Origin of the sequence: Helicobacter pullorum, assembly GCF_900638355.1 — a bacterium.
GTDB classification, from domain to species: Bacteria; Campylobacterota; Campylobacteria; order Campylobacterales; family Helicobacteraceae; genus Helicobacter_D; species Helicobacter_D pullorum.
Map to the genome: position 1 here is coordinate 367807 of NZ_LR134509.1, position 22131 is coordinate 389937.

General features: G+C 33.7%; 37 protein-coding genes. 34 read left to right on the plus strand and 3 right to left on the minus strand.

Annotation, left to right across the window (positions count from 1 at the left end; translation table 11 throughout):
- Window position 1 precedes the first annotated feature (1 nt).
- The 24 genes from rplP (at window position 2) to EL247_RS01930 (ending at window position 12554) form a co-directional block, all read left to right on the plus strand.
- Window positions 2-427, plus strand: a complete 426-nt coding sequence (gene rplP, locus EL247_RS01815) for a 50S ribosomal protein L16 (RefSeq protein ID WP_005022276.1) — start codon at window positions 2-4, stop codon at window positions 425-427.
- Window positions 414-608: a 50S ribosomal protein L29 gene (gene rpmC, locus EL247_RS01820; RefSeq protein WP_040499965.1), complete on the plus strand. Its 195-nt coding sequence runs from the start codon at window positions 414-416 to the stop codon at window positions 606-608. The genes rplP and rpmC overlap by 14 nt, the downstream gene beginning before the upstream one ends.
- A complete protein-coding gene (rpsQ, locus tag EL247_RS01825; RefSeq protein ID WP_005022279.1) occupies window positions 608-874 on the plus strand; it encodes a 30S ribosomal protein S17 in 267 nt (88 codons plus the stop codon). Before rpmC ends, rpsQ begins: the two co-directional genes overlap by 1 nt.
- Window positions 871-1239 carry a 50S ribosomal protein L14 gene (gene rplN / locus EL247_RS01830; RefSeq protein WP_005022281.1) on the plus strand — a complete coding sequence of 123 codons (369 nt, stop codon included), beginning with the start codon at window positions 871-873 and terminating at the stop codon, window positions 1237-1239. Before rpsQ ends, rplN begins: the two co-directional genes overlap by 4 nt.
- Window positions 1239-1469 (plus strand): 50S ribosomal protein L24, encoded by a 231-nt coding sequence (gene rplX, locus EL247_RS01835; RefSeq protein WP_005022283.1) that lies wholly within the window; start codon window positions 1239-1241, stop codon window positions 1467-1469. The genes rplN and rplX overlap by 1 nt, the downstream gene beginning before the upstream one ends.
- A gap of 3 nt (window positions 1470-1472) precedes the next feature.
- The gene (gene rplE, locus EL247_RS01840) at window positions 1473-2027 is read left to right on the plus strand and encodes a 50S ribosomal protein L5 (RefSeq protein ID WP_005022285.1); all 555 of its coding nucleotides are present in this window, start codon (window positions 1473-1475) and stop codon (window positions 2025-2027) included.
- The gene (locus EL247_RS01845) at window positions 2020-2205 is read left to right on the plus strand and encodes a type Z 30S ribosomal protein S14 (RefSeq protein ID WP_006655282.1); all 186 of its coding nucleotides are present in this window, start codon (window positions 2020-2022) and stop codon (window positions 2203-2205) included. The genes rplE and EL247_RS01845 overlap by 8 nt, the downstream gene beginning before the upstream one ends.
- Before the next feature lie 9 nt (window positions 2206-2214).
- Window positions 2215-2610: a 30S ribosomal protein S8 gene (gene rpsH, locus EL247_RS01850; protein WP_005022287.1), complete on the plus strand. Its 396-nt coding sequence runs from the start codon at window positions 2215-2217 to the stop codon at window positions 2608-2610.
- Window positions 2611-2620: 10 nt separating this feature from the next.
- Complete coding sequence (gene rplF, locus EL247_RS01855; RefSeq protein WP_005022288.1) at window positions 2621-3157, plus strand: 50S ribosomal protein L6; 537 nt, start codon at window positions 2621-2623, stop codon at window positions 3155-3157.
- A 10-nt stretch (window positions 3158-3167) separates the two neighbouring features.
- Window positions 3168-3524: a 50S ribosomal protein L18 gene (rplR, locus tag EL247_RS01860; RefSeq protein ID WP_005022290.1), complete on the plus strand. Its 357-nt coding sequence runs from the start codon at window positions 3168-3170 to the stop codon at window positions 3522-3524.
- 8 nt (window positions 3525-3532) lie between these two features.
- Window positions 3533-3973 carry a 30S ribosomal protein S5 gene (rpsE, locus tag EL247_RS01865; RefSeq protein WP_005022292.1) on the plus strand — a complete coding sequence of 147 codons (441 nt, stop codon included), beginning with the start codon at window positions 3533-3535 and terminating at the stop codon, window positions 3971-3973.
- A 9-nt stretch (window positions 3974-3982) separates the two neighbouring features.
- A complete protein-coding gene (rplO, locus tag EL247_RS01870) occupies window positions 3983-4384 on the plus strand; it encodes a 50S ribosomal protein L15 (protein ID WP_104745578.1) in 402 nt (133 codons plus the stop codon).
- Window positions 4384-5643 carry a preprotein translocase subunit SecY gene (gene secY / locus EL247_RS01875; protein ID WP_005022295.1) on the plus strand — a complete coding sequence of 420 codons (1260 nt, stop codon included), beginning with the start codon at window positions 4384-4386 and terminating at the stop codon, window positions 5641-5643. Before rplO ends, secY begins: the two co-directional genes overlap by 1 nt.
- Entirely contained in the window at window positions 5643-6401 is a 759-nt protein-coding gene (map, locus tag EL247_RS01880) for a type I methionyl aminopeptidase (RefSeq protein ID WP_060663053.1), read from the plus strand. Before secY ends, map begins: the two co-directional genes overlap by 1 nt.
- A 4-nt stretch (window positions 6402-6405) precedes the next feature.
- Window positions 6406-6624, plus strand: a complete 219-nt coding sequence (gene infA, locus EL247_RS01885; RefSeq protein WP_005022297.1) for a translation initiation factor IF-1 — start codon at window positions 6406-6408, stop codon at window positions 6622-6624.
- A 234-nt stretch (window positions 6625-6858) separates the two neighbouring features.
- Entirely contained in the window at window positions 6859-6972 is a 114-nt protein-coding gene (gene rpmJ / locus EL247_RS01890; protein WP_005022299.1) for a 50S ribosomal protein L36, read from the plus strand.
- A 10-nt stretch (window positions 6973-6982) separates the two neighbouring features.
- A complete protein-coding gene (gene rpsM / locus EL247_RS01895; protein ID WP_005022300.1) occupies window positions 6983-7351 on the plus strand; it encodes a 30S ribosomal protein S13 in 369 nt (122 codons plus the stop codon).
- 10 nt (window positions 7352-7361) lie between these two features.
- Entirely contained in the window at window positions 7362-7754 is a 393-nt protein-coding gene (gene rpsK, locus EL247_RS01900) for a 30S ribosomal protein S11 (protein ID WP_005022301.1), read from the plus strand.
- Between the two features lie 9 nt (window positions 7755-7763).
- Window positions 7764-8390 (plus strand): 30S ribosomal protein S4, encoded by a 627-nt coding sequence (gene rpsD, locus EL247_RS01905; RefSeq protein WP_005022302.1) that lies wholly within the window; start codon window positions 7764-7766, stop codon window positions 8388-8390.
- Window positions 8391-8408: 18 nt separating this feature from the next.
- Window positions 8409-9398, plus strand: coding sequence for a DNA-directed RNA polymerase subunit alpha (locus tag EL247_RS01910; protein ID WP_054195443.1), 990 nt, complete (start codon window positions 8409-8411; stop codon window positions 9396-9398).
- A gap of 17 nt (window positions 9399-9415) precedes the next feature.
- On the plus strand, window positions 9416-9766 hold the full coding sequence (gene rplQ, locus EL247_RS01915) for a 50S ribosomal protein L17 (RefSeq protein ID WP_060661541.1): 351 nt from the start codon (window positions 9416-9418) through the stop codon (window positions 9764-9766).
- A 191-nt stretch (window positions 9767-9957) separates the two neighbouring features.
- On the plus strand, window positions 9958-10461 hold the full coding sequence (gene petA, locus EL247_RS01920; RefSeq protein WP_005022306.1) for a ubiquinol-cytochrome c reductase iron-sulfur subunit: 504 nt from the start codon (window positions 9958-9960) through the stop codon (window positions 10459-10461).
- A 9-nt stretch (window positions 10462-10470) separates the two neighbouring features.
- A complete protein-coding gene (locus EL247_RS01925) occupies window positions 10471-11700 on the plus strand; it encodes a cytochrome b (RefSeq protein ID WP_060663054.1) in 1230 nt (409 codons plus the stop codon).
- A gap of 11 nt (window positions 11701-11711) precedes the next feature.
- Window positions 11712-12554, plus strand: coding sequence for a c-type cytochrome (locus EL247_RS01930; RefSeq protein WP_040499970.1), 843 nt, complete (start codon window positions 11712-11714; stop codon window positions 12552-12554).
- A gap of 13 nt (window positions 12555-12567) precedes the next feature.
- On the opposite strand, the gene hypF is transcribed toward EL247_RS01930, so the two are convergent.
- Window positions 12568-14880: a carbamoyltransferase HypF gene (hypF, locus tag EL247_RS01935; protein ID WP_104745579.1), complete on the minus strand. Its 2313-nt coding sequence runs from the start codon at window positions 14878-14880 to the stop codon at window positions 12568-12570.
- 91 nt (window positions 14881-14971) lie between these two features.
- Here hypF and EL247_RS01940 point away from each other — a divergent pair, with 91 nt between their 5' ends.
- On the plus strand, window positions 14972-15607 hold the full coding sequence (locus EL247_RS01940) for a thiamine phosphate synthase (protein WP_104745580.1): 636 nt from the start codon (window positions 14972-14974) through the stop codon (window positions 15605-15607).
- 24 nt (window positions 15608-15631) lie between these two features.
- The gene (locus tag EL247_RS01945) at window positions 15632-15928 is read left to right on the plus strand and encodes a YciI family protein (RefSeq protein WP_104745581.1); all 297 of its coding nucleotides are present in this window, start codon (window positions 15632-15634) and stop codon (window positions 15926-15928) included.
- Here the strand turns inward: EL247_RS01945 and EL247_RS01950 are convergent.
- A complete protein-coding gene (locus EL247_RS01950; RefSeq protein WP_054195446.1) occupies window positions 15920-16210 on the minus strand; it encodes a hypothetical protein in 291 nt (96 codons plus the stop codon). The two genes, EL247_RS01945 and EL247_RS01950, sit on opposite strands and share 9 nt — an antisense overlap.
- A 114-nt stretch (window positions 16211-16324) precedes the next feature.
- On the opposite strand from EL247_RS01950, the gene tatB reads away from it, so the two are divergent.
- Genes tatB through EL247_RS01990 form a run of 8 tightly spaced genes read left to right on the plus strand, consistent with a single transcriptional unit; the run spans window position 16325 to window position 21713 of the window.
- Entirely contained in the window at window positions 16325-16801 is a 477-nt protein-coding gene (gene tatB / locus EL247_RS01955; RefSeq protein WP_104745582.1) for a Sec-independent protein translocase protein TatB, read from the plus strand.
- Complete coding sequence (tatC, locus tag EL247_RS01960; RefSeq protein WP_005022317.1) at window positions 16794-17531, plus strand: twin-arginine translocase subunit TatC; 738 nt, start codon at window positions 16794-16796, stop codon at window positions 17529-17531. Before tatB ends, tatC begins: the two co-directional genes overlap by 8 nt.
- Window positions 17524-18567 carry a tRNA preQ1(34) S-adenosylmethionine ribosyltransferase-isomerase QueA gene (queA, locus tag EL247_RS01965; protein ID WP_104745583.1) on the plus strand — a complete coding sequence of 348 codons (1044 nt, stop codon included), beginning with the start codon at window positions 17524-17526 and terminating at the stop codon, window positions 18565-18567. Before tatC ends, queA begins: the two co-directional genes overlap by 8 nt.
- A complete protein-coding gene (rsmG, locus tag EL247_RS01970; RefSeq protein ID WP_060663061.1) occupies window positions 18564-19130 on the plus strand; it encodes a 16S rRNA (guanine(527)-N(7))-methyltransferase RsmG in 567 nt (188 codons plus the stop codon). The genes queA and rsmG overlap by 4 nt, the downstream gene beginning before the upstream one ends.
- On the plus strand, window positions 19124-19348 hold the full coding sequence (locus EL247_RS01975) for a PP0621 family protein (RefSeq protein WP_005022321.1): 225 nt from the start codon (window positions 19124-19126) through the stop codon (window positions 19346-19348). The genes rsmG and EL247_RS01975 overlap by 7 nt, the downstream gene beginning before the upstream one ends.
- A gap of 9 nt (window positions 19349-19357) precedes the next feature.
- The gene (locus EL247_RS01980; protein ID WP_104745584.1) at window positions 19358-19726 is read left to right on the plus strand and encodes a hypothetical protein; all 369 of its coding nucleotides are present in this window, start codon (window positions 19358-19360) and stop codon (window positions 19724-19726) included.
- Entirely contained in the window at window positions 19714-20358 is a 645-nt protein-coding gene (locus EL247_RS01985) for a Crp/Fnr family transcriptional regulator (RefSeq protein ID WP_126441933.1), read from the plus strand. Before EL247_RS01980 ends, EL247_RS01985 begins: the two co-directional genes overlap by 13 nt.
- A complete protein-coding gene (locus tag EL247_RS01990; RefSeq protein WP_104745586.1) occupies window positions 20355-21713 on the plus strand; it encodes a type IV pili methyl-accepting chemotaxis transducer N-terminal domain-containing protein in 1359 nt (452 codons plus the stop codon). The genes EL247_RS01985 and EL247_RS01990 overlap by 4 nt, the downstream gene beginning before the upstream one ends.
- A gap of 5 nt (window positions 21714-21718) precedes the next feature.
- Here the strand turns inward: EL247_RS01990 and EL247_RS01995 are convergent, their stop codons facing one another.
- Window positions 21719-22099: a histidine triad nucleotide-binding protein gene (locus EL247_RS01995; RefSeq protein ID WP_060663064.1), complete on the minus strand. Its 381-nt coding sequence runs from the start codon at window positions 22097-22099 to the stop codon at window positions 21719-21721.
- Window positions 22100-22131: the final 32 nt, after the last annotated feature.

Consider the following 22131-nt stretch of genomic DNA (forward strand, 5'->3'; position numbering starts at 1 on the left):
TATGCTAATGCCAAAGAAAACAAAATACAGAAAACAAATGAAGGGAAGAAATAGAGGAAAAGCATTCCGTGGAACTTCTCTTGCATTTGGTGAATTTGGAATCAAAGCAATTGAGCATGGAAGAATTGATTCAAGACAAATCGAAGCAGCGCGTATTGCGATGACTCGTGCGACAAAAAGAACCGGTATGGTTTGGATTAGAGTATTCCCTGATAAACCTCTTACTGCAAAACCTCTTGAAACTCGTATGGGTAAAGGTAAAGGTGCAGTAGAGAAATGGGTTATGAATATTAAGCCCGGTAGAATCATCTATGAAATGGGTAGTGTTGATGAAGCATTAGCAAGAAGCGCATTAGCACTTGCACAGAGCAAACTCCCTTTTAAAACAAAAATTGTAACAAGAGAGGGTGAGAATGAAATATACTGAAATTAATGAAAAAAATACTCAAGAGTTAAAAGAACTCTTAAAAGAAAAAGAAACTGCGTTGTTTGAGTTGAATTTGAAACTTAGAACAATGCAACAAACTAATACAAGCGAAATAAGAGCAACAAGAAAAGATATTGCAAGAATCAAAACTGCTCTTAATGCAAAAGGGAGGGCTGAATAATGAGTAGTGTTCAACCACATAAAAGAATTATCTCTGGAAAAGTTGTTACAAAAGCTGGAGATAAAAGCGTAACAATTTTAGTTGAAAGACGCGTTATCCATCCAAAGTATAGAAAAATTGTAAAAAGATTCAAAAAATACATTATACATGATGAAAATAATAGCGTAAAAGTAGGAGATGTGATTGAGGCAATTGAGTGCAAGCCAATCTCAAAAAGAAAAGCCTTTACACTCCACAAAGTAGTATCTGTGGGAGTTGAATTATGATTCAAAGTTTTACAAGATTGAATGTTGCTGATAATAGTGGCGCAAAAGAAATAATGTGCATTAAGGTTTTAGGTGGAAGTAAAAGACGCTACGCAACTGTGGGCGATGTGATTGTAGCTTCTGTCAAAAAAGCTCTTCCTAGTGGAAAAGTAAAAAAAGGTCAAGTAGTAAAAGCTGTAGTAGTAAGAACAAAAAAAGAGATTCATCGTGAAGATGGTGCTTTGATTCGTTTTGATGATAATGCAGCAGTGATCTTAGATAGCAAGAAAGAACCTATCGGGACACGTATTTTTGGTCCTGTTGGTAGAGAAATTCGTTATGCTAATTTTATGAAAATCGTATCATTAGCACCGGAGGTGTTGTAATGACTAAATTTAAAATTAAAAAAGGTGATATGGTAGAAGTTATCACGGGTGATGATAAAGGCAAAAAAGCAAAAGTTTTGCAAGTATTGCCTAAGAAATCTCAAGTGATTGTAGAAGGTTGTAAAATGGCTAAAAAAGCAGTAAAACCAAGTGAAAAAAATCCAAAAGGTGGTTTTATTAGCAAAGAAATGCCTATTCATATTTCAAATGTTAAAAAAGCGGAGGATTAATCTATGTATCAATTAAAAGCCGCATATAAAAATGAAATTAGGGCAAAACTTGCAGAGGAATTAGGTATCAAAAATCCTATGCTTTTGCCAAAGTTGGAAAAAATTGTGATTAGTGTTGGTGCAGGTATGCATGCAAAAGATACTAAAATTATGCAAAATATTGCAGATACAATTTCTTTGATTGCTGGACAAAAATCAGTGATTACAAGTGCGAAAAAGTCAGTTGCTGGTTTTAAAATGCGTGAGGGAATGCCAATGGGTGTTAAGGTTACCCTAAGAGGAAACCAAATGTATAACTTTTTGGAAAAACTCATTGTGATTGCATTGCCAAGAGTAAAAGACTTTAGAGGGATTCCACGCAATGGTTTTGATGGGAGAGGAAATTATAGCTTTGGTGTAAATGAGCAATTAATTTTCCCAGAAGTTGTGTATGATGATATTATGGTAAGTCATGGTATGAATATCACTTTTGTTACTTCAGCAAAAACTGATAAAGAGGCATTGAAGCTCTTAGAACTTTTTGGCTTACCTTTTGCAAAAGGAAGAACAAATGGCTAAAAAATCTATGATTGCAAAGGCTAATAGAAAGCCTAAATTTAAAGTAAGAGCTTATACAAGATGTTCAATTTGTGGGAGACCACATTCTGTTTATAGGGATTTTGGTATTTGCCGTGTTTGCCTCCGTAAAATGGGAAATGAAGGCTTGATACCGGGACTTAGAAAAGCAAGCTGGTAAGGGGAAAAAATGGTAAATGATATTATTGCAGATTCATTGACAAGAATTAGAAATGCAAGTATGAGGAGATTAGATACTACAACTTTATACTATGCTAAGATTGTAGTTTCTATTTTAGAAGTTTTTCAAGCAAAAGGTTTCATTGAAGGCTATAAAGTCATTGAAAAAGACAAAAAACAATTCATTAATGTTGTTTTGAAATACGATGAAAAGGGTCGTTCAGTTATCAATGAGATTGCAAGGATTTCTAAACCTGGAAGACGCGTTTATAAGGCTAGAAATGAATTAAAACGCTTCAAAAATGGATATGGAACTATTGTTGTAAGCACAAGCAAAGGCGTGATTGCTAATGATGATGCTTATAAGGCAAATGTAGGCGGGGAAGCCCTCTGCAGTATTTGGTAGGAGTATAATAATGTCAAGAGTTGGTAAAAAACCTATTAGCATTCCAAGTAGTGTTCAAGTAAGCATTGAAGGGAGCAAAATAGTTTTTAAGGGTGGAAAAATTACAAAAGAATTAGAAACTTATGGGCGTGTTGGAATTGATTTTAAAGACAACGAATTAAGTTTTTCTTTGAGTGGAGATAATGCACAAGCTAGAGCTTATTGGGGAACTTATAGAGCTTTAGCAAATAATATTGTTGTGGGATTAACAGAAGGTTTCACAAAGCAATTAGAGATTAATGGTGTTGGTTATAAAGCAGCAGTAAAAGGCAAAGTTTTAGAGCTTGCACTTGGATTCTCTCACCCTATTAACTATGACATTCCAGAGGGTATTGAGATTGCAGTAGATAAGAATCTCGTGATTATTAAAGGCGCTGATAAACAACAAGTTGGGCAAATTGCAGCAGAAATTAGGGAGTTTAGACCACCTGAACCTTATAAGGGTAAGGGTGTGAAATATGTTGATGAACGCATTATCCGCAAAGCTGGAAAAACTTCTAAAAAATAAGGATTAAGCAATGACAGATAAAATTATTAGAAGAAAAAGAAGCTTGAGAATTAAAAGAAAGCTAAGAATCCGTGCAAGAGTTTTTGGAGATGCGACAACTCCAAGATTGAGTATTTTTCGCTCAAATAGATATTTCTATGCACAAGTTATTGATGATGTAAAAGGTATTACTTTAGCTAGTGTTGATGGCAAAAAAATGGGATTAAAAAATAATAAAGAAGATGTTAAGAAAATCGCATCTACTTTGGCTCAATCACTTAAAAAAATCAATGTAGAAAAAGTTATTTTTGATAGAAATGGATATTTGTATCACGGCGTTGTTGCAAGTTTTGCTGACTCTCTACGCGAGAATGGAATTAGTCTATAGGGGATAATATGGAAATCAATAGAGAAGATTTTAAAGAAGTCGTTGTAAATATTGGGCGTGTAACAAAGGTAGTAAAAGGTGGGCGTAGATTCCGCTTTAATGCCTTGGTGGTAATTGGCAATAAAGAAGGCTTGGTAGGATTTGGACTTGGAAAAGCTAAAGAGGTACCAGATGCAGTTAAAAAAGCGATTGATGATGCCTTTAAAAATATTGTAAAAGTTAATATTAAAGGCACAACAATTGCTCATGATGTTCAACAAAAATATAATTCTAGTATTATTTTGTTGAAACCTGCAAGTGAGGGAACAGGTGTAATTGCTGGTGGTTCTGTGCGTCCGGTTTTGGAAATGGCAGGTATCAAAGATATTTTGACAAAGTCATTGGGTTCTAACAATCCATATAATGTAGTAAGAGCCACAATTGATGCACTTTCTAAAGTAAAGGCATAAGGAGATTTTATGGCATTAGAAAATTTAGTACCCGCAAAAGGTAGTGTAAAAAAAATTAAAAGAGTAGGACGAGGTCAAGGAAGTGGTATGGGTAAAACTTCCACAAGAGGTGGAAAGGGACAAACCGCAAGAACTGGTTCTAAGCAAAAAAGAGGATTTGAAGGTGGGCAACAGCCTTTGCAAAGACGATTGCCTAAAGTTGGTTTTACAAGTGGAGTGGTAAAACCATATGTGATTAATGTGGAATTGATTAAAGCAGTTTCTGCATTAGAAGAAATCACTTTTGAAAGTATTAGAAGTGTGCATAAATTTCCTGCTTATACAACCAAAATTAAGCTTATTGGCGGAAGTGCAAAGAATCTTGTAGCCAAAATCAAAGATGAAAGAATCACAACAAGTGGAACAAAATAATGAATAAGGCTATCGTCAATAAAATTCTCATTACACTAGGCTTTCTTTTAGCCTATCGTGTGTTGGCGTATATTCCGGTTCCCGGAGTAGATACAGCTGTCATTAAAACTTTTTTTGATAATAATGCTTCAAATGCTTTAGGGCTATTTAATATGTTTAGCGGAAATGCTGTGGAGCGTTTAAGTATCATTTCTTTAGGTATTATGCCTTATATTACAGCTTCTATTATTATGGAGCTTTTAGCGGCTACTTTTCCAAATTTGGCAAAAATGAAAAAAGAACGTGATGGAATGCAAAAATATATGCAAATTATCCGTTATAGCACCGTGGTAATCACTTTGATTCAAGCTGTGGGCGTTTCTATTGGGTTAAAAAGCCTTGGGACAGGTGCTAATGGTGCTATTATGATAGATATGAATATTTTTATTGCAATTTCAGCATTTTCTATGCTTTGTGGAACTATGCTACTAATGTGGATTGGTGAGCAAATTACACAACGAGGCGTTGGAAATGGTATTAGTTTAATTATCTTTGCTGGTATTGTATCGGGCATTCCAAGTGCAATTGCAGGAACTTTCAATTTGGTGAATACAAATCAAATTAGTTGGTTGGTTTTATTGTTTATTGCTGCAATTATTATCATTACCGTTGCTTGTATTATTTTTGTTGAGCTTGGTGAAAGAAGAATACCTATTTCTTATTCAAGAAAAGTGGTAATGCAAAACCAAGATAAGAGAATTATGAACTATATTCCAATCAAAATGAATCTGAGTGGAGTAATCCCTCCGATTTTTGCTTCTGCTATTTTAATGTTTCCAAGCACAATTTTGCAAGCTTCTTCCAATAGCGTTATTATGCAAATTGCAGATTATCTTAATCCAAATGGATATTTGTATAATGTTTTAATGTTTTTATTTGTTATATTTTTTGCTTATTTTTATGCTTCTATTGTTTTTAATGCAAAAGATATTTCCGAAAATCTTAAGCGTCAAGGTGGATTTATACCGGGTATTCGTCCCGGAGAGGGAACGGCGAATTTTCTAACAGAAGTTGCTAATAAATTAACACTTTGGGGATCTTTGTATCTAGCATTAATTGCGACTTTGCCATGGGTTTTGGTAAAGGCTTCAGGGGTTCCATTTTATTTTGGTGGAACGGCTGTGTTAATTGTTGTGCAGGTTGCTGTAGATACAATGCGTAAAATTGAAGCACAAATTTATATGAATAAATATAAAACATTGAGTGCAGTGGGTCTATAATGTCAATTGCCATTAGGAAACCTGCAGAAATAGAATCCCTAAGGAAAGCCAATAGGATTGTTGCTAAGACTTTGAATCATCTAAAGGCTAATATCAAGCCGGGTCTTACGCTAAAAGAAGTTGATAAAATGGGAGAGGATTTTATCCTTTCTCAAGGGGGAATACCTGCCTTTAAAGGTTTATATGGATTTAGTGGCTCTGTTTGCATTTCTGTTAATGAAGTCATTATCCATGGAATCCCTACGGATTACGCTTTGAAAGAAGGGGATATTGTAGGGCTTGATTTGGGTGTGAATCTTAATGGTTGGTATGGAGATAGTGCCATCACTTGTGGGGTTGGTAATATTTCACAAGAGAATCAAAGATTAATTGCTTGTGCTAAAGATTCACTTCATTTCGCAATTTCTCAAATTAAAGTAGGTATGCACTTTAAAGAATTGAGTTATTTAATAGAGCAATTTATTTTGGATTATGGGTATGTGCCTTTGCGTGGTTTTTGCGGTCATGGAATCGGCAAAAAGCCTCATGAAGAACCAGAAATCCCAAACTATTTAGAGGGCAATAATCCTAAGCAGGGCTATAAAATCAAGGAAGGTATGGTTTTTTGTATTGAGCCGATGATTTGTCAAAAAAGTGGAGAACCAAAAATATTAGAAGATGATTGGAGTGTAGTTTCAGTAGATGGGCTAAATGGTAGTCATTATGAACATACAGTGGCAATTATCAATGGCAAAGCAGAAATTTTATCAAAGGAATAGTTAAATGGCAAAAGATGATGTGATTGAGATTGATGGAATTGTCAAAGAAGCATTACCAAATGCAACTTTTCGCGTTGAATTGGAAAATGGGCATATTATTTTGTGCCATATTGCAGGAAGAATGCGAATGAATTACATTAAGATTTTGCAAGGGGACAAAGTAAAAATAGAACTCACTCCTTATAGTTTGGATAAAGGTAGAATTACTTTTAGATATAAGTAGTTTTTAATAAGTTTTTTTATACAATATGCCCTTTATTGCAAAAATTGCATAGTCGTTTAGGTGATGAATAAGCCTTGGGAGGACTATAAACTCAATGTCTAATAGTTTTATTAGGAAGCAATGAAATTCAGTTTTGGTTTTTATTGCAATTCAAAAAGGTGATAGTTTTAGAGTGATTCTAAAAATTATGTAAAAAGTATTTGAATTTTCAAATATTAAAGTTAGGAGTAAGCTATGAAAGTCAGACCTTCTGTAAAGAAAATGTGTGACAAATGCAAGGTTATTAAGAGAAAAGGCGTGATTCGAGTGATTTGCGAGAATCCAAAACATAAACAAAGACAAGGATAAAGGAAAAATAATGGCGAGAATTGCTGGTGTTGATTTACCCAAAAAAAAGAGAATTGAATATGCTTTAACTTATATTTATGGTATTGGTTTAAAAGCATCAAGAGATATTTTAAATGCTGTAAATATCTCTTATGACAAAAGGGTTCAAGACCTTGGTGAAGATGAAGTTTCTGCTATTGCTAAAGAAATTCAAGCTCATCATATCGTAGAGGGTGATTTGCGCAAAAAAGTTACAATGGACATTAAAGCACTTATGGATTTAGGTAACTATCGTGGATTACGACATAGAAAAGGCTTACCTGTTCGCGGACAAACAACAAAAAATAATGCAAGAACGCGAAAAGGCAAAAGAAAAACCGTTGGTAGTGCATCAAAATAAGGGGTGAATAATGGCTAAAAGAAATGTAACAAAAAAAAGGGTTGTCAAAAAGAATATTGCAAGAGGTATTATTCATATCTCAGCTGCTTTTAACAATACAAGCGTAACTATCACAGATGAAATGGGAAATGTAATTTGTTGGAGTACAGCAGGTGCATTAGGTTTTAAGGGAAGTAAGAAATCTACTCCTTATGCAGCACAACAAGCGGTTGAAGATGCAGTTTCAAAAGCAAAAGAACATGGTATCAAAGAGCTTGGTGTTAAGATTCAAGGTCCGGGAAGCGGTAGAGAGACTGCTGTTAAGAGTCTTGGAAGCATTGAAGGTATTAAAGTATTGTGGTTTAAAGATGTTACTCCATTGCCACATAATGGCTGCCGCCCACCAAAAAGAAGAAGAGTGTAAGGAGAGAGAATGGCAAGATATAGAGGTCCAGTAGAAAAGATTGAAAGAAGATTTGGTGTTAGTCTTGCACTAAAAGGTGAAAGAAGGCTAGCAGGTAAGAGTGCATTAGATAAGCGTCCTTATGGTCCTGGACAACATGGACAAAGAAGAGGTAAAATCTCTGAATATGGAATCCAACTCCGCGAAAAACAAAAAGCGAGAATGATGTATGGTGTTTCTGAAAAACAATTCCGTTCTATATTTGTGGAAGCTAATCGATTGGAAGGAAATACAGGGGAAAACCTCATCAAGCTTATTGAAAGAAGATTAGATAATGTAGTTTATAGAATGGGATTTGCCACTACAAGAAGATTTGCAAGACAATTGGTAGTGCATGGACATATTTTGGTAGATGGTAAGAGATTGAATATCCCTTCTGCTTTTGTTAATGCAGGGCAAAAAATTGAAATTTGTGAAAAAACCAAAAAGAATCCTCAAATTCAAAGAGCTATCGAGCTTACAAAGCAAACAGGTATTGTTCCTTGGGTTGATGTGGATCAAGAAAAGGTATTTGGTATTTTTACAAGATTGCCAGAAAGAGAAGAGGTTGTAATACCTATAGAAGAAAGACTCATCGTTGAGTTGTATTCTAAGTAATAGGTAGAGGATATTCGTATGAAAAGTATTAAAACTTCTCCTCATATTCCAACAAAAATAGAAGTTAGAGAAACAGGAAATAATAAAGTACAAATCACAGCATATCCATTTGAAAATGGTTATGCTATTACTTTGGCTCATCCTCTAAGACGATTATTGTTGGGTAGTTCAGTTGGTTTTGCTCCTATTGCTTTGAGAATCTCTGGTGTTGCACATGAATTTGATTCTGTGCGTGGAGTGGTAGAAGATGTTTCACAATTTATAGTAAATCTCAAAGCCATTCGTTTTAGAATCAAAGACAATAGTGATAATGTGAGTGTAGATTATAAATTTAATGGTTCAAAAGTGATTACGGGTGCAGATTTGTCAAATGAGTTAGTAGAGGTTGTAACGCCTGATATTCATTTGGCAACTATTAATGAAGATGCAACTTTAGCTTTTTCTATTATTATTTATAAGGGTATTGGTTATGTGCCAAGTGAAGAGATACGCACAAGTGTGCCAGAAGGATTCATGCCTCTTGATGCGTATTTTACTCCTGTAACAAGTGCTACTTATACAACTGAAAATATGTTGTTAGAAGATGATCCAAATTATGAGAAGATTATTTTTGATATTCAAACAGATGGACAAGTGGATCCTTTGACAGCTTTTAAAAATGCTTTGAGTGTGATGCATAAACAAATGTCCATTTTTAATAGTGAATTGAATATTGAAATGCCAGAAACTACTGTATCTGAGGAAGAGCGTCCAGAATTAAAAGTTTTATCGCAGACTATTGATAGTTTGAATTTTAGTGCTAGATGTTTTAATTGTTTGGATAGATCTGGAATTCGGTATTTGGGTGAATTGGTTTTATTGAATGAAGACCAAATTAAAAATATTAAGAATTTAGGTAAAAAATCTTTAGATGAAATTACTGCAAAGCTTGATGAGCTAGGTTATCCTGTAAATAGAGAAATTCCAGAGGATTTACTCCAAATTCTTAAGAAAAAATTTTCTAATTAATTAAAAAAGGGATAAAAATGAGACATGGACATGGATATAGAAAGCTTGGTAGGACTTCTTCCCACAGAAAAGCTTTATTAAAAAATTTATCAATTGCATTAATAGCAAATGGAAAAATTGAAACAACACTTCCAAAAGCAAAAGAATTGCAAAGTTATTTTGAAAAACTTTTAACAAAAGCTAGAGCAAATGATGCTATGGCACATCGTTTAGTTTTTTCACATTTGCAACATAAAGAATCTGTTAAAAAGCTTGTCAAAGAAATAGCTCCTAAATATGCAAATAAAAATGGGGGTTATACAAGAATCATCAAAACTAGATTAAGAGTTGGTGATGCTGCTTTGATGGCTGTTATTGAATTAGTTTAGTGGGTAATAAGTTTTTACTTATTGCCCTTCCTTCTTTACTCTTCTTTTTACTTTTAGATAAATTTAAAATATTTTTTACTTTATTTCTCAAAATTTTATTAAATCTTACTAAAAATTAAAGTTTTCGTATGATAGAATACAAGGTTTTAAATAATCAAAACTAAATTTATTTTATAAATAGGAGGAAATAGATGGCAGAGAATGTCAATCGTCGAGATTTCCTTGGTATGACGCTTGGAGCTGTTGCTGTTGTTGGTGTTGGTGCATCACTTGTGGCAATGAAGTCTTCTTGGGATCCTTTACCAAGTGTAGTTTCTGCTGGTTTTACAACCATTGATTTGAGTAGTATGCAAGAAGGTGAATATAGACAAGTTGAATATAGAGGAACGCCTGTATATGTGATTAAAAAAACTGCAGAAATGAAAAAATGCGAAGAAAGAGATGTCGTTGTAGGGAATGCGGATTATAGCTTAGGGATTCAAATTTGTACTCATTTAGGCTGTATTCCTTCTTATGATTCTAATACAACAGAGTTTCATTGTGCCTGTCATGGTGGAAGATTTGATGCATGTGGTAGGAATATTTTTGGACCGCCTCCAACTCCAATGGCAATCCCACCTTTTAAAATTGATGGTGATAAGCTTGTTTTGGGAGAAGAAGGTCCAGAGTATTTGAAATTAGTAGGCAAAGCATAGGGGGGTTTGATGGCACAAATAGAAAAAGCAAATGGTATTATTGATTGGTTGGATCAAAGACTTGCCATAAAGCCTTTGATGAAAGTTTTGATGACAGAATATTGGATACCAAAAAATATTAATTTTTTGTGGGCAATGGGTGTTGTTTTGGTGGTATTATTTACTCTTTTGGTGATTTCTGGATTATTTTTGTTGATGTATTATAAGCCAGATACCAAACTTGCTTTTGATAGTGTAAATTATACGATTATGCAGGAAGTGAAATATGGTTGGCTTTGGAGACATTTGCATGCAGTGAGTGCTTCTGTTTGTTTCTTGATTATTTATATCCATATGTTTGTAGCAATTTATTATGGCTCTTATAAACGCGGTAGAGAAATGATTTGGATTACCGGTATGGTTTTATTTGGCTTGTTTTCTGCGGAAGCATTTAGTGGATATATGTTGCCTTGGGGACAAATGAGTTATTGGGCTGCTGCGGTTATTACGAATCTTTTTGGTGGAATACCTGTGATTGGACCAGATTTGGTAGTGTGGATTAGAGGTAACTTCATTGTAGCAGATGCAACCTTGACAAGATTTTTTATGTTACATGTCGTGTTGTTACCGGTAGTGATTATGCTTGTGATTGCTGTGCATTTCTATTCTTTAAGAATCCCTCATGTCAATAACGCTTATGGAGAAGAGATTGATTTTGAAAAAGAAGCGGAGAAATTCAAAGCAGGAAACAAAAAAGAATCTAAAGTCATTCCTTTTTGGCCGATGTTTTTGTCCAAAGACTTTTTTGTAGCAAGTTTTTTCTTAGCAATATTATTCTATTTGACTTGCTATCATTTTAATTTTGCTCTTGATCCAATTAACTTTGATCCAGCAGATCACTTAAAAACTCCTCCACACATTTATCCAGAGTGGTATTTCTTATGGAGTTATGAGATTTTAAGAGGATTTTTCTTTAGTGCGGATTTGGGTTTAATAGCATTTGGTATAGCAAATATTATTTTTATTCTTTTGCCTTGGCTAGATAGAAGTAAAGTCGTTGCTCCTGCACATAAAAGACCGGCATTTATGATATGGTTTTGGTTGTTGGTAATAGATATGATTATTTTGACAATTTGGGGTAAATTGCCTCCAACAGGAATTAATGCTTATATTGGCTTTGTGGTAACCATTATATTTTTCCTTTTATTGTTTGTAGTATTGCCTATTATTACAAAACTTGAAGATAAAAAGAATAGTTAAGGAGAGTGGGAATGAAAGAGTTCTTAGCATTAATTGTTGTTGTTGTGATTACAGGAGTTATTTATTGGGGTGTCGAACCATTTGCTCATGGGCAAATGTATCCAAAAGTATCCCCAGCAGATTATACTTATGCGGACTTGAAGCCCCTTGAAGCACAAGGTGGAAATGCTGCAAATGGGAAAGAGATTGTAACTGCAAATTGTTTGGCATGCCATTCTATTAAAGCAGAAGGTTTGGAAATGCCATTTTCTCCAGAAGATGCTTTGGCGGCTTATGGGGTAGTTCCACCAGATCTTTCAAGTGCTGGATTAATCTATGATAAAAACTTTTTGGGGAATGTGATTAAAGATGTTGCATTAGCCACAAAACAAACACATAAGTTTGATGGCAACCATCCAATGCCTGCGTATAATTGGATGAGTGATCAAGAGATTGCTGATATTGTGGCGTATTTGCAAAGTATCGCACCAAAAGAATTAAGCAATAAAGAAGTTTTTATTGATGCTTGTGGAAGATGCCATGATGTCAAATATGATCAATGGTTTGCTCAAGGTGGATTAAAAACTTATTTGGGGACAAAGGTTCCTGATTTGTCTATGATGATTAGAAGTAGAAATTTGGAGTATTTGCATACTTTTATCAATGATCCACAAAAAAGATTAGCTGGTACTGCAATGCCTAGAGTTGGTTTGACACAACAAGCAGAAGATCAAGTGATTGCTTATATGGAAAGTGTAGGCGATAGCAAAAAGGCTGAAAGAGAGTCTTTGGGGTGGAAACTTGTCGTCTTTATGGTTGTTATGGGTGTAATTGCTTACTTGTGGAAACGCAAAATATGGCATGATGCTCATTAAATTATTTAAAGGGCTAGCAAGATTCTTTGCTAGTCTTTAATTGCATATAATAGGCTTGTCCAAAGCTGATTCCTCCATCATTACAAGGTATCTCCTGATTTAAAAATACTTTTTTGTTTTTTAGAATCTGCAATGTGAGTTGAGTTAAAACTGCATTTTGGAAACAACCACCACTTAGCGCAATAGTTTCATATTGATTTGCAATGTGTTTAATGATATTTGCAAGGGTGAAATGAAAGTTCAAAGCAATATTTTCTATGGGAATGTGGTTTTGTAAATCATAGTAGATTTCTTGTATCATAGTATCCCATAAAATAATATTTTTCTTGATTGCAAAGGAATAAGAGATAGCTTGAATTTTGTTTTTTTGTGCTTTATAGGCAAGCGATTCTAAAAGCATTCCGCCTTCGCCCTCATAACTTGTTTTTTGGGTGAGATTGCATAAAGATGCCACCATATCAAAGATTCTACCCACAGAATTACAAGTATAATTTTGTGTATTTTGGTGTTGCTTATAAAAGAAAGTTAAAATATCTTTTCCATAGTCTTTTTTGAGGCTTTCTAAGAGGGGTAGTTTTAGGGTTTTGTAATGTTCTTTAAAGGCGACAAAAAGAGCCTCTATACCGAGTCTTCTAATGTCTTTAATAGCTACTTCCCCGCCTAGAAGATAAAAGGGCGCAAAAGAGGCAATTCTCTGAAAAGTGAGAGGTTTTTTGGGATTATAAAACAAAAATTCTCCCCCCCAAATATTGCCATCTAATCCATACCCTGTGCCATCAAAAATAACTCCTAAAACTTCTGAAGAAATACGATTTTCTGCAATATTGGATAAAAGATGTGCAAAATGATGTTGAATGAAATGAGTATTTTTACTAGGCAAAAGTTCTTTGTAGGCGTAATTTGGGTGTAAATCCGCACAAAATGTATCAATTTTGGCTTGGTATTGTTGGGTAAATAAATTGAGATTTTGTTTGAAATTTAAAAAAGATTCAAGATTATTTAAATCTCCCAAATGCGGGCTTAATAGAAGTTTATTGTGGAATTTTAGACAGAATGTAGATTTTTGTTGTGCTCCAAGGGCGATGAAGTTTTTTTGTGTATGGAGTGTAGAGAATGGAATATCAGAGAGATACCCTCTAGCACGCCTTAGAATCTGTGTTTTTTTGTTTAAAATTCGGATAAGACTATCATCAATGGGGTTAAAAATATCGCGATTATAAAGTAAAACTCCATCGCAAATCCCTTGTAATTTTTGTGTGATAGTGTAGAAATCTTTGATAATTGGCTCACCACTAATGTTTGCACTTGTAAAAATCAATGGAAATTCAATTTCATTGAAAATAAGATAATGCAAGGGGGCATAAGGCAAAATAATCCCTAAAGTAGCTAGATTTGGAGCGATAAGGTGTAAAGGCAGTTTGGTTTTTGTCTTGGCATAGCTTAGCACTATGGGGGCAATCTGTGAGGTAAGCAAGTCTTTTTCTTTTTTGTTAAGAGAAGTAAAACTCATTGCCATTTTTAGGTCTTTGCACATAATGGCAAAGGGTTTTTTGGGGCGATTTTTTCTATCTCTTAAAATCTGTATTGATTCTTGGTTTGTAGCATCGCAGATTAGTGCATATCCTCCTATCCCCTTTAATGCTAAAATTTTTCCATTTTTTAGGGCTGCAATGGCATTTTTGATAGGATTTGGTGTAGTCTTTAAAAAAGGAATAATTTGGGAGTCCAAAAGAGGTTTGTCATTATAATTAAGATGGGTTGTAAAAAAAACTTGTGGTCCGCAATTTGGGCAGCAATTAATCTCAGAATGGAATCGACGCGAATTGTTGTTTGTGTATTCTTGCTGGCAAATTTTGCACATCTTGAAATTTGCCATAGCGGTGTTTTGTCTATCATAGGGTAGGGAATGAATGAGGCTATATCGCCCGCCACAATTGGTGCAGCTTATAAAAGGATAAAGAAATCGCCTATCTTTTGGATTAAAAAGCTCATTGATACATTCTTGGCATAGTGCAAGATCTGCTGGTATAGTGGCGGTTTTAATGGAATGTGTTTGACTTTTTTGGATTTCAAAATCAGAAAAAATCTTTTTATTGGAAATCTTTTTTTTAGTAATAGAAGTGATTTTTGCAGCACTTGGAGGATTTTTTAGCTCTTTTAGGAAGTTTTGAATGGATTCTTGGTTGCCTTGTATGAGGATTTTTACGCCTTGATTGTTATTTAAAACATAGCCTTTTAGGAAATATTTTGTAGCAATTTTATAGACAAAAGGGCGGAATCCTACCCCTTGAATAGTTCCTGTGAGATTTAAAATATAAGTTTGCATAATATTCCTTATAAAAAGTGCAAATTGATTTGGTTTGCATTTTTATGGGGGTTAATTTGATAGAATTTTATCAAAATATTAAGGAATTATAATGTTAGAAGGTATTTATGCAATTAGTGATGAAAAACTCACGCCCTATCAAAAAATTTTTGAAATGTTGGAATTAGCCATTAGGGGTGGGATTAGTATTTTTCAGTTGCGTGATAAGACGCATAAAGATAATGAAATTAAACAGCTTTGCATTGAACTAATGGATTATTGTGGGCAAAATAATGTGCTTTTTGTTTTGAATGATAGGGTAGAGCTAGCTTGTGAAATAAAATCCAAAGGTTTGCATATTGGCAAAAAAGATGAAATTGAATCTTATAGTATGCAGGAATTAAGGGAGATTCGAAAGGATTTTTGTGGAGTTTTGGGAATCTCTTGTTATGGGGATTTGCAACTAGCTCAAAATGCAAAGGAAATGAGGGCAGATTATATTGCCTTTGGGGCATGTTTTGCTTCTCCTACAAAGACACAAGCAAAAGTGATACCTCTAGATTTATTTCAAAAAGTAACAGATATTAAAAAATGTGCAATTGGAGGAATCACGCCTTCAAACATTCATTATCTCACAAAAGCGGATATGATTGCTTGTATTAGCAGTGTTTGGAATGGGGATATTGTGCAAAATATTTATAATTTAAAAAAAAATTGGAAAAAAGAAAGTTTTAATGAAATGTTATAATGGTTAAAAAACAAAAGGAATGTTATGCAAAATTTATTTGTTATTTTAGTGAATTATACTAAGGAATTATCGGCTATTGAGGAGATTTTATCAGCACATCGTGAGTATTTAAAAGCGGGCTATAAAAGTGGAAAACTTCTTGCAAGTGGTCCGCAAAATCCACGCACCGGAGGAATTATTATTGGGAAATTTATAAACAAGCAAGAAGCACTAGATTTTACAAAGCAAGATCCTTTTTATCTTAACAATGCAGCTAAATATGAGGTTTTGGAATTTAATCCTGTGCTACATCAAGATATTTTAAAGGAATTTTTAGTTTAAAGGGATTTGCGATTGTTTTTGATTGAGAAAAATCTGCTCTTGCAAATCTTGATTGAAATAATACCATTCTAACTCTGATGGGATTGAGGTGTCTGCTATGCTTTGTTGAGAAGTGCCTTGGAAGGAGTTTTTGCCAATCCCATCAATTTTGCCCCCATTTAAAAAATAATAAGTAGCACCAGCTCCAAGTCCAGCCCCGAGTAAAAAAGCATCTGTTTTTGGTGAAATGCAACCACTCAATAAAATTAGCCCTAAAATGCAGATAACTAAAATCTTTTTCATAATAACTTCCCTGTCTTTTAAAATTATGTAAGATTCTAAGCACACTTTATTCCAAAATTAGATAAAATCCTAAAATTTTATAATAAAGCTTAGTGTAAAGGCAGAGAAACGCCGATGTTTGGAATGGGATTTTTTGAGATTTTAGTGATTGTGGCAGTGGCTATTATTTTTTTGGGTCCTGAAAAATTGCCAAAAGCATTAGTAGATGCAGCAAAATTTTTTAAGGCAGTCAAGAAAACAATGGATGAGGCAAAAGAAAGCTTGGACAAAGAAGTTAATCTAAGTAAAATCAAAGAAGAAGCTTTAGCGTATAAAAATAGCCTCACACAAGGTGTGCAGAATCTCACTAAAGAAATGGAGCTTAAAGAAATTACTTCATTAGATTTGGAAGTAGATACCCCAAAAACACAATCTAATTCAATCTCTTCTGAAGCAAAAGAACAAACAAACAATCATCAAATATTTGGAGAAAATGGAATAGAGATTAAGCCTACAACAAATAAGCAAAGTTTAAATTTTAAAGAAGAGATTAGCCAAGAGGCTAAAAATATTCAAGATACACAAAAAGAAAGTGAGAAAAAGAATGTTTGAAGATTTAAAGCCACATATTCAAGATTTGCGTAAATGCCTAATAATTATCGCTTTAGCACTTCTGGTTACTTTTTCGGTTTCTTTTTATTTTTGGGAGATTATTTTAGATTGGATGGTTGCACCTTTGAGTGCTGCATTGCCCAAAGGGCGAGAAAGTGTGATTTTTACTCAAGTGGGAGAAGCGTTTTTTACGGCTATTAAGGTTGCATTTTTTAGTGCTTTTATTTTTGCATTACCGATTATATTTTGGCAAATTTGGTCATTTGTAGCACCCGGTCTTTATGAGAATGAGAAAAAGTTAGTCATTCCATTTGTCATGTTTGGAACTTTCTTTTTTTTGTGTGGCTGTGCTTTTGCCTATTATATAGCTTTTCCCATAGGTTTTGGTTATTTAATCGGTTTTGGTAGTCAGCTTTTTACAGCTCTTCCTAGCATTGGTGATTATGTGGGGTTTTTTGCAAAATTGATGGTAGGATTTGGAATCTCTTTTGAGTTGCCTGTCGTTACTTTTTTCTTAGCAAGAATAGGGCTAGTTACGGATAAAACTTTGAAAGATTATTTTAAATATGCCATTGTTTTTATTTTTATTTTGGCAGCAATCCTCACTCCCCCTGATATTCTTTCACAATTTTTGATGGCAATTCCTCTTACGATTCTTTATGGATTATCGATTATAATTGCAAAAATGGTTAATCCTTACAAACCAGAAGAGTTAGAAGATAATGAATGAATTATTATCTACAAGTTATGATTATGAACTCCCCAAAGAACTAATTGCTACACAGCCCATCACACCAAAAGAAGATGCCAAATTACTAGTTTATAATCGCAAAGATAGAAGTATCATTCATTCAACTTTTAGAGATTTTATGCAGTTTTTGCCCAAAGAAACTTTGCTAGTGTTTAATGATACAAAGGTAATTCCTGCAAGAATCTATGGTGTGAAAATCTTTCAAAATACCCAACAAGAGGGCGGAAAAATAGAGGCTTTATTCCACAAAGAAATTGGTGAGAATCTTTATTTGATGCAGTTTAGGGGCAGACTTAAAGAAGGGAGTAGGGTAAAGTTTGAAGGGGGAATCTTTGCTAAAATCATAAAAGATTGTGGTATGGGTTTTAAAGAGGCAAGTTTTTTTAAGATTGATGATGAAAGCCCTTTGGACAAACAAGAGTTTTTTGGGTTTTTGGATTCTTGTGGGCATACGCCTTTGCCCCCTTATATCAAAAGAGAAGCAAGCCAACAAGATAGAGAAGAATATAATTCAGTTTTTGCAAAAAATCTTGGGGCAATCGCCGCTCCAACAGCCTCTTTGCATTTTAGTCAAGAATCATTTCAACAACTCCAAAGAGAATTTAACAATGCTTTTGTGACCTTGCATGTAGGGGCTGGAACTTTTCTTGGTGTAAGTGTGGAAAATATTTTAGAACATAAAATGCACAAAGAATCTTTTATAATCCCGCAAGAGAGCATACAAAAGATTCAAGAAGCTACCCATATCACAGCTATTGGAACAACAGCAGCAAGAACTATTGAGTATTTTGCTAGAACCAAACAAGCACAAGGGGAATGTGATTTATTTTTGCATTTGCAAAATAAACCTATTTTGACTGATGCTTTATTGACAAATTTTCATCTACCCAAAACAACTCTATTAATGCTAGTAGCGTCTTTTGTGGGATTAGAGGAAACAAAAAGAATCTATCAAGAAGCCATTAAGAAAAAATACCGCTTTTATTCTTATGGCGATGGGATGTTGGTGTTATGAATCTTGGTGTGGGAATCTCAAAAAAGCTTGAAGATTATGCAATTATGCTATTAGAGTGGAATAAGATTCATAGTTTGAGTGGAGCTAAAAGTTTGGAGATGATACAAAAGAATATTGAAGATTCCCTGTATCCTTTGGAGATTGAGAGTTTGAAGCTAAGAGATAAAAAGTTTCTTTTTGATGTGGGGAGTGGCAATGGTTTTCCGGCAATTCCTCTTGGGATTGTGCTTGGAAGTAAAGTGATTTTGTGTGAGCCAAATGCCAAAAAAGCCGCTTTTTTGCAAAATGTGAAAGTGGAGCTTGGGTTGGAGAATTTTTGTGTTATGCGGCAAAAGGTAGAGCAAATCACAATGGAGGATAAACCCGATATTATCACTTCAAGGGCGACTTTTGGTGTGAGTGAGTTTCTAGTAAAATGCCAAAAAATTATTTCTAAAGAAAGTTTGATTTTGCTTTATAAAGGCTCAAATGTAGAGAGTGAAATTCCAAAAGATTTGGAGTATCAAAAATACCAAAAAGATTTTAGAAATTATCTTGTGATTAAAGGAGAAAAGCTGTGTTAAAATGGTTGTTGATTGTTTTATTAATCCTAGCAGTCTATTATTTTTTTAGAAAAATGAGTGTCAAGAAAGAAGAAAATCAAAATTTTAAAAAACATAATAAAAATGAAGAGATTATGCTGGAATGTAAGAAATGTGGGACTTATATTTCTAGTAAAGAGGCGATTATTAGCAATGGAAAATATTATTGTTCTAAAGAATGTTTGGAAGCTGATAAATAGGGATTTGCAATGTTGATTTTAAACCATAGCGTTGTTAGTCCTTTGGAAATTTGTGTTGTGGATTCTTTGCAGGATATTCAAGATTCTTTGCCGAGTGCTTTTTTGATTTTGAGGGGAGATTTGAAAATAGCACAATTTTGTTATCAAAATGGGATAGATTATGCAAGTGTGATACAAAATATCAAAGAAGCTTTATTGATGGTGAATCTAGGGGTAAAATTTTTGATTTGTGAGGATTTGGAAATGGCTAAAGAATTGCAAAATTTAGCTGAAAATTATCTTTTTGATGCCAAAGTTTTGTTGTGCATCAAAGAAGAAGAAGAAATGCTTGAAATTGCCAAGCTTGGGATTGATGGAGTGATTTTTTGGAAGAATTAGAATCTTATCATCCATTTTGCAATCTTAATAAAGATTCTCTTAGGGATTTAAAAGCTATTGTGCATTTTAAAAATTATAAGAAACAAGAGATTGTTTTTTATGAGGAAGATAAAGTTAGTGATATTTATTTTTTGTTAGAGGGTGCAGTCAAGGCTTATAAAGTAGATAGATTTGATAATGAAATATTTTTTGGAATCTTCAAAAATGGTTTGCTTAATGATTGTAAAGATAAAATGGCTACTTTTGTTAATATTGAATGTTTAGAAGATTCTCTAATGGCCTGTTTTGAAAGTGATAAATTGCGTTTATTGTTTGAAAAATCACCTCAAATTTTAAAGTTATTTTTTGAAGAATCTTTAAAGAGGGTTGGCGTTTTAGAAGAGATAGTGCAACGCGAATTAGTTTTTGATAGTACGGCAAAAATCGCTTATTCTTTGTATTCTGATTTGGAAGAATTTAATATGCACAAAAAACAAGAAAATGCAGCATTTTTGAATATCCAGCCAGAAACACTTTCAAGAATTTTAAAAAAGCTGCATAGAGATGGCGTGATACAAACTAATTCACTAGGAAAAATTGAAATTTTGGATTCTCATAGACTTCAAATGATCTTCAAGCAGGAGGCAAAATGACAAAAATTGTTACTCGTCTTATTGTAATTGGAATTTTAACCACCTTGTGTATAGGCGTGATGATAGGTTCTGTTATTTTGATTAATCAAAGAAGTATTCAAGATGGATATTTGATTAATATTGCTGGCAAGGAAAGAATGCTAACCCAAAAAATCACCAAAGAAGTTTTTATTATCAATTCGCAAAATCAGCAAAATTTTGATGAACTTAATTTGGCAATAAAAGAATTTGAAGAGAATCTACATACTTTGCGATATGGGAATCAAAAAAAGAATATTAATCCTCCAAGCAATTCAACAATCATCAAACAACTCGCATTGATTGAAAAACAATGGCTAGAATTCAAAAAAGTAGTTCAAGATTTTAAAGAAGTTTCTTATAAATTTTGCAAAAATAAACTTTTTTTAGATGAGAATAATTCGATAATTTTGAAACTTTCTGATAATATCGTCAAAGCAATGGTAAATGCAAAAATGTCTCCTAGCGTGATTGATACTGCAGGCAAGCAGAGAATGCTTACACAAAGAATGGCTCATCTTTTTATGAGTTATGCAAATAAATGGGATAGCATTTCTCATAAAGAGTTGTTAGAAGTCTATCATCTCTATGATCGCGTAATTTTTGAATTTTATAATAATCCAACCTATCAGAATCTCCCTAAAGTCCATCAAGCCATCAAAGAAACTTATGATTTTTGGCAGGGTTATAAAGAGAAATTTCAAGATACTCTTAAAGCACAAGAAAAAATTGTAGAAGATTTGAAAAGCATTGTCGTGCAAAATATGAATTTGCTTAATCAAATTGATTGGACGGTGAATTATTATTCAGATGTTTCTACGCATTCAAGGGCTTACTTGGAGAAGTTTCAATATGTCGCAGCTGTGATTATGGTGCTTTTGGCTTTGTATTCTATTAAGAATCTTTTTAATATTCACGCTCACCTTAAACAATTCCTTGAAAAAACTCAAATGCTTGCACAAGGACAGATAAAGGAAGATATAGCAGAAGCGATAGAATTAGAGGGTGGAAGTGAGCTTTCATTGGCATCTAAGAATCTTTCGAAATTTCTAAATAAATTTCATATGGCACAAGAAACTTCTAATCGCGCAAAAGAGCTAAGTGAGGATATTAGCGAGGAGATTGCTAGCATTAGCGAAGAGATTAAAAAGAAACTTGAAGTTGTAGAGATTAGCGAATCTAAACGCAGGAGTATTGAAAATGCAATTAATTTGGGTGAAGATATGGCAATCCAATCCAGTGAGCAACTAATCGTAGTGGCACGATTGCTAGAGAAACTCCATAGGATATTAAAAGAAATTCAAGAATGTTGCAAGGATAAAAATCCCTCTAAATAGGGATTTTACATTCCTTTTTTGGCTTCTTCTAATCGTTGTTGCTCTGAAATATTTTGTGCTAGATTATCCCAACGCAATTTTGCACCACCTAAAAGATGAAAATGCAAATAAGGGATTTCTTGTCCTCCATCAATTCCTACATTGCTAATGATTCTATAACCATTTTTATCTAATCCCAAAGTTTTGGCACATTCTTGGATAAAATTTGTCATTCCTACCATTTCTTGAGGGCTAACTTGTTGGAAATCTTTAGCAAATTTCTTAGGAATCACCAAAACATGAATGGGGGCTTTTGGGGCAATATCGTGAAAAGCTAAAAAATCTTCATTTTCAAGAACTTTGTTGCAAGGTATTTCGCCTTTTATAATCTTTTCAAAAACTGTCATTTGGTATCCTTTTAGCATAAAGTAAAGTTTTT

What these genes read in the sequence shown, in the direction of transcription:
- EL247_RS01940 (WP_104745580.1), top strand. Translation starts at nt 14,972, where the DNA reads ATGTTAGAAGGTATTTATGCAATTAGTGATGAAAAACTCACGCCCTAT.
- queA (WP_104745583.1), top strand. Translation starts at nt 17,524, where the DNA reads ATGAATGAATTATTATCTACAAGTTATGATTATGAACTCCCCAAAGAA.
- rplE (WP_005022285.1), top strand. Translation starts at nt 1,473, where the DNA reads ATGTATCAATTAAAAGCCGCATATAAAAATGAAATTAGGGCAAAACTT.
- rpsE (WP_005022292.1), top strand. Translation starts at nt 3,533, where the DNA reads ATGGAAATCAATAGAGAAGATTTTAAAGAAGTCGTTGTAAATATTGGG.
- rplO (WP_104745578.1), top strand. Translation starts at nt 3,983, where the DNA reads ATGGCATTAGAAAATTTAGTACCCGCAAAAGGTAGTGTAAAAAAAATT.
- rplN (WP_005022281.1), top strand. Translation starts at nt 871, where the DNA reads ATGATTCAAAGTTTTACAAGATTGAATGTTGCTGATAATAGTGGCGCA.
- EL247_RS01930 (WP_040499970.1), top strand. Translation starts at nt 11,712, where the DNA reads ATGAAAGAGTTCTTAGCATTAATTGTTGTTGTTGTGATTACAGGAGTT.
- rpsQ (WP_005022279.1), top strand. Translation starts at nt 608, where the DNA reads ATGAGTAGTGTTCAACCACATAAAAGAATTATCTCTGGAAAAGTTGTT.
- tatB (WP_104745582.1), top strand. Translation starts at nt 16,325, where the DNA reads ATGTTTGGAATGGGATTTTTTGAGATTTTAGTGATTGTGGCAGTGGCT.
- hypF (WP_104745579.1), bottom strand. Translation starts at nt 14,880, where the DNA reads ATGCAAACTTATATTTTAAATCTCACAGGAACTATTCAAGGGGTAGGA.
- tatC (WP_005022317.1), top strand. Translation starts at nt 16,794, where the DNA reads ATGTTTGAAGATTTAAAGCCACATATTCAAGATTTGCGTAAATGCCTA.
- rsmG (WP_060663061.1), top strand. Translation starts at nt 18,564, where the DNA reads ATGAATCTTGGTGTGGGAATCTCAAAAAAGCTTGAAGATTATGCAATT.
- map (WP_060663053.1), top strand. Translation starts at nt 5,643, where the DNA reads ATGTCAATTGCCATTAGGAAACCTGCAGAAATAGAATCCCTAAGGAAA.
- EL247_RS01950 (WP_054195446.1), bottom strand. Translation starts at nt 16,210, where the DNA reads ATGAAAAAGATTTTAGTTATCTGCATTTTAGGGCTAATTTTATTGAGT.
- petA (WP_005022306.1), top strand. Translation starts at nt 9,958, where the DNA reads ATGGCAGAGAATGTCAATCGTCGAGATTTCCTTGGTATGACGCTTGGA.
- rpsK (WP_005022301.1), top strand. Translation starts at nt 7,362, where the DNA reads ATGGCTAAAAGAAATGTAACAAAAAAAAGGGTTGTCAAAAAGAATATT.
- rpsD (WP_005022302.1), top strand. Translation starts at nt 7,764, where the DNA reads ATGGCAAGATATAGAGGTCCAGTAGAAAAGATTGAAAGAAGATTTGGT.
- rpmJ (WP_005022299.1), top strand. Translation starts at nt 6,859, where the DNA reads ATGAAAGTCAGACCTTCTGTAAAGAAAATGTGTGACAAATGCAAGGTT.
- EL247_RS01925 (WP_060663054.1), top strand. Translation starts at nt 10,471, where the DNA reads ATGGCACAAATAGAAAAAGCAAATGGTATTATTGATTGGTTGGATCAA.
- rplR (WP_005022290.1), top strand. Translation starts at nt 3,168, where the DNA reads ATGACAGATAAAATTATTAGAAGAAAAAGAAGCTTGAGAATTAAAAGA.
- EL247_RS01990 (WP_104745586.1), top strand. Translation starts at nt 20,355, where the DNA reads ATGACAAAAATTGTTACTCGTCTTATTGTAATTGGAATTTTAACCACC.
- rplX (WP_005022283.1), top strand. Translation starts at nt 1,239, where the DNA reads ATGACTAAATTTAAAATTAAAAAAGGTGATATGGTAGAAGTTATCACG.
- infA (WP_005022297.1), top strand. Translation starts at nt 6,406, where the DNA reads ATGGCAAAAGATGATGTGATTGAGATTGATGGAATTGTCAAAGAAGCA.
- rpsM (WP_005022300.1), top strand. Translation starts at nt 6,983, where the DNA reads ATGGCGAGAATTGCTGGTGTTGATTTACCCAAAAAAAAGAGAATTGAA.
- EL247_RS01845 (WP_006655282.1), top strand. Translation starts at nt 2,020, where the DNA reads ATGGCTAAAAAATCTATGATTGCAAAGGCTAATAGAAAGCCTAAATTT.
- EL247_RS01995 (WP_060663064.1), bottom strand. Translation starts at nt 22,099, where the DNA reads ATGACAGTTTTTGAAAAGATTATAAAAGGCGAAATACCTTGCAACAAA.
- EL247_RS01910 (WP_054195443.1), top strand. Translation starts at nt 8,409, where the DNA reads ATGAAAAGTATTAAAACTTCTCCTCATATTCCAACAAAAATAGAAGTT.
- rpsH (WP_005022287.1), top strand. Translation starts at nt 2,215, where the DNA reads ATGGTAAATGATATTATTGCAGATTCATTGACAAGAATTAGAAATGCA.
- rplF (WP_005022288.1), top strand. Translation starts at nt 2,621, where the DNA reads ATGTCAAGAGTTGGTAAAAAACCTATTAGCATTCCAAGTAGTGTTCAA.
- secY (WP_005022295.1), top strand. Translation starts at nt 4,384, where the DNA reads ATGAATAAGGCTATCGTCAATAAAATTCTCATTACACTAGGCTTTCTT.
- rplP (WP_005022276.1), top strand. Translation starts at nt 2, where the DNA reads ATGCTAATGCCAAAGAAAACAAAATACAGAAAACAAATGAAGGGAAGA.
- rpmC (WP_040499965.1), top strand. Translation starts at nt 414, where the DNA reads ATGAAATATACTGAAATTAATGAAAAAAATACTCAAGAGTTAAAAGAA.
- EL247_RS01945 (WP_104745581.1), top strand. Translation starts at nt 15,632, where the DNA reads ATGCAAAATTTATTTGTTATTTTAGTGAATTATACTAAGGAATTATCG.
- EL247_RS01980 (WP_104745584.1), top strand. Translation starts at nt 19,358, where the DNA reads ATGTTGATTTTAAACCATAGCGTTGTTAGTCCTTTGGAAATTTGTGTT.
- rplQ (WP_060661541.1), top strand. Translation starts at nt 9,416, where the DNA reads ATGAGACATGGACATGGATATAGAAAGCTTGGTAGGACTTCTTCCCAC.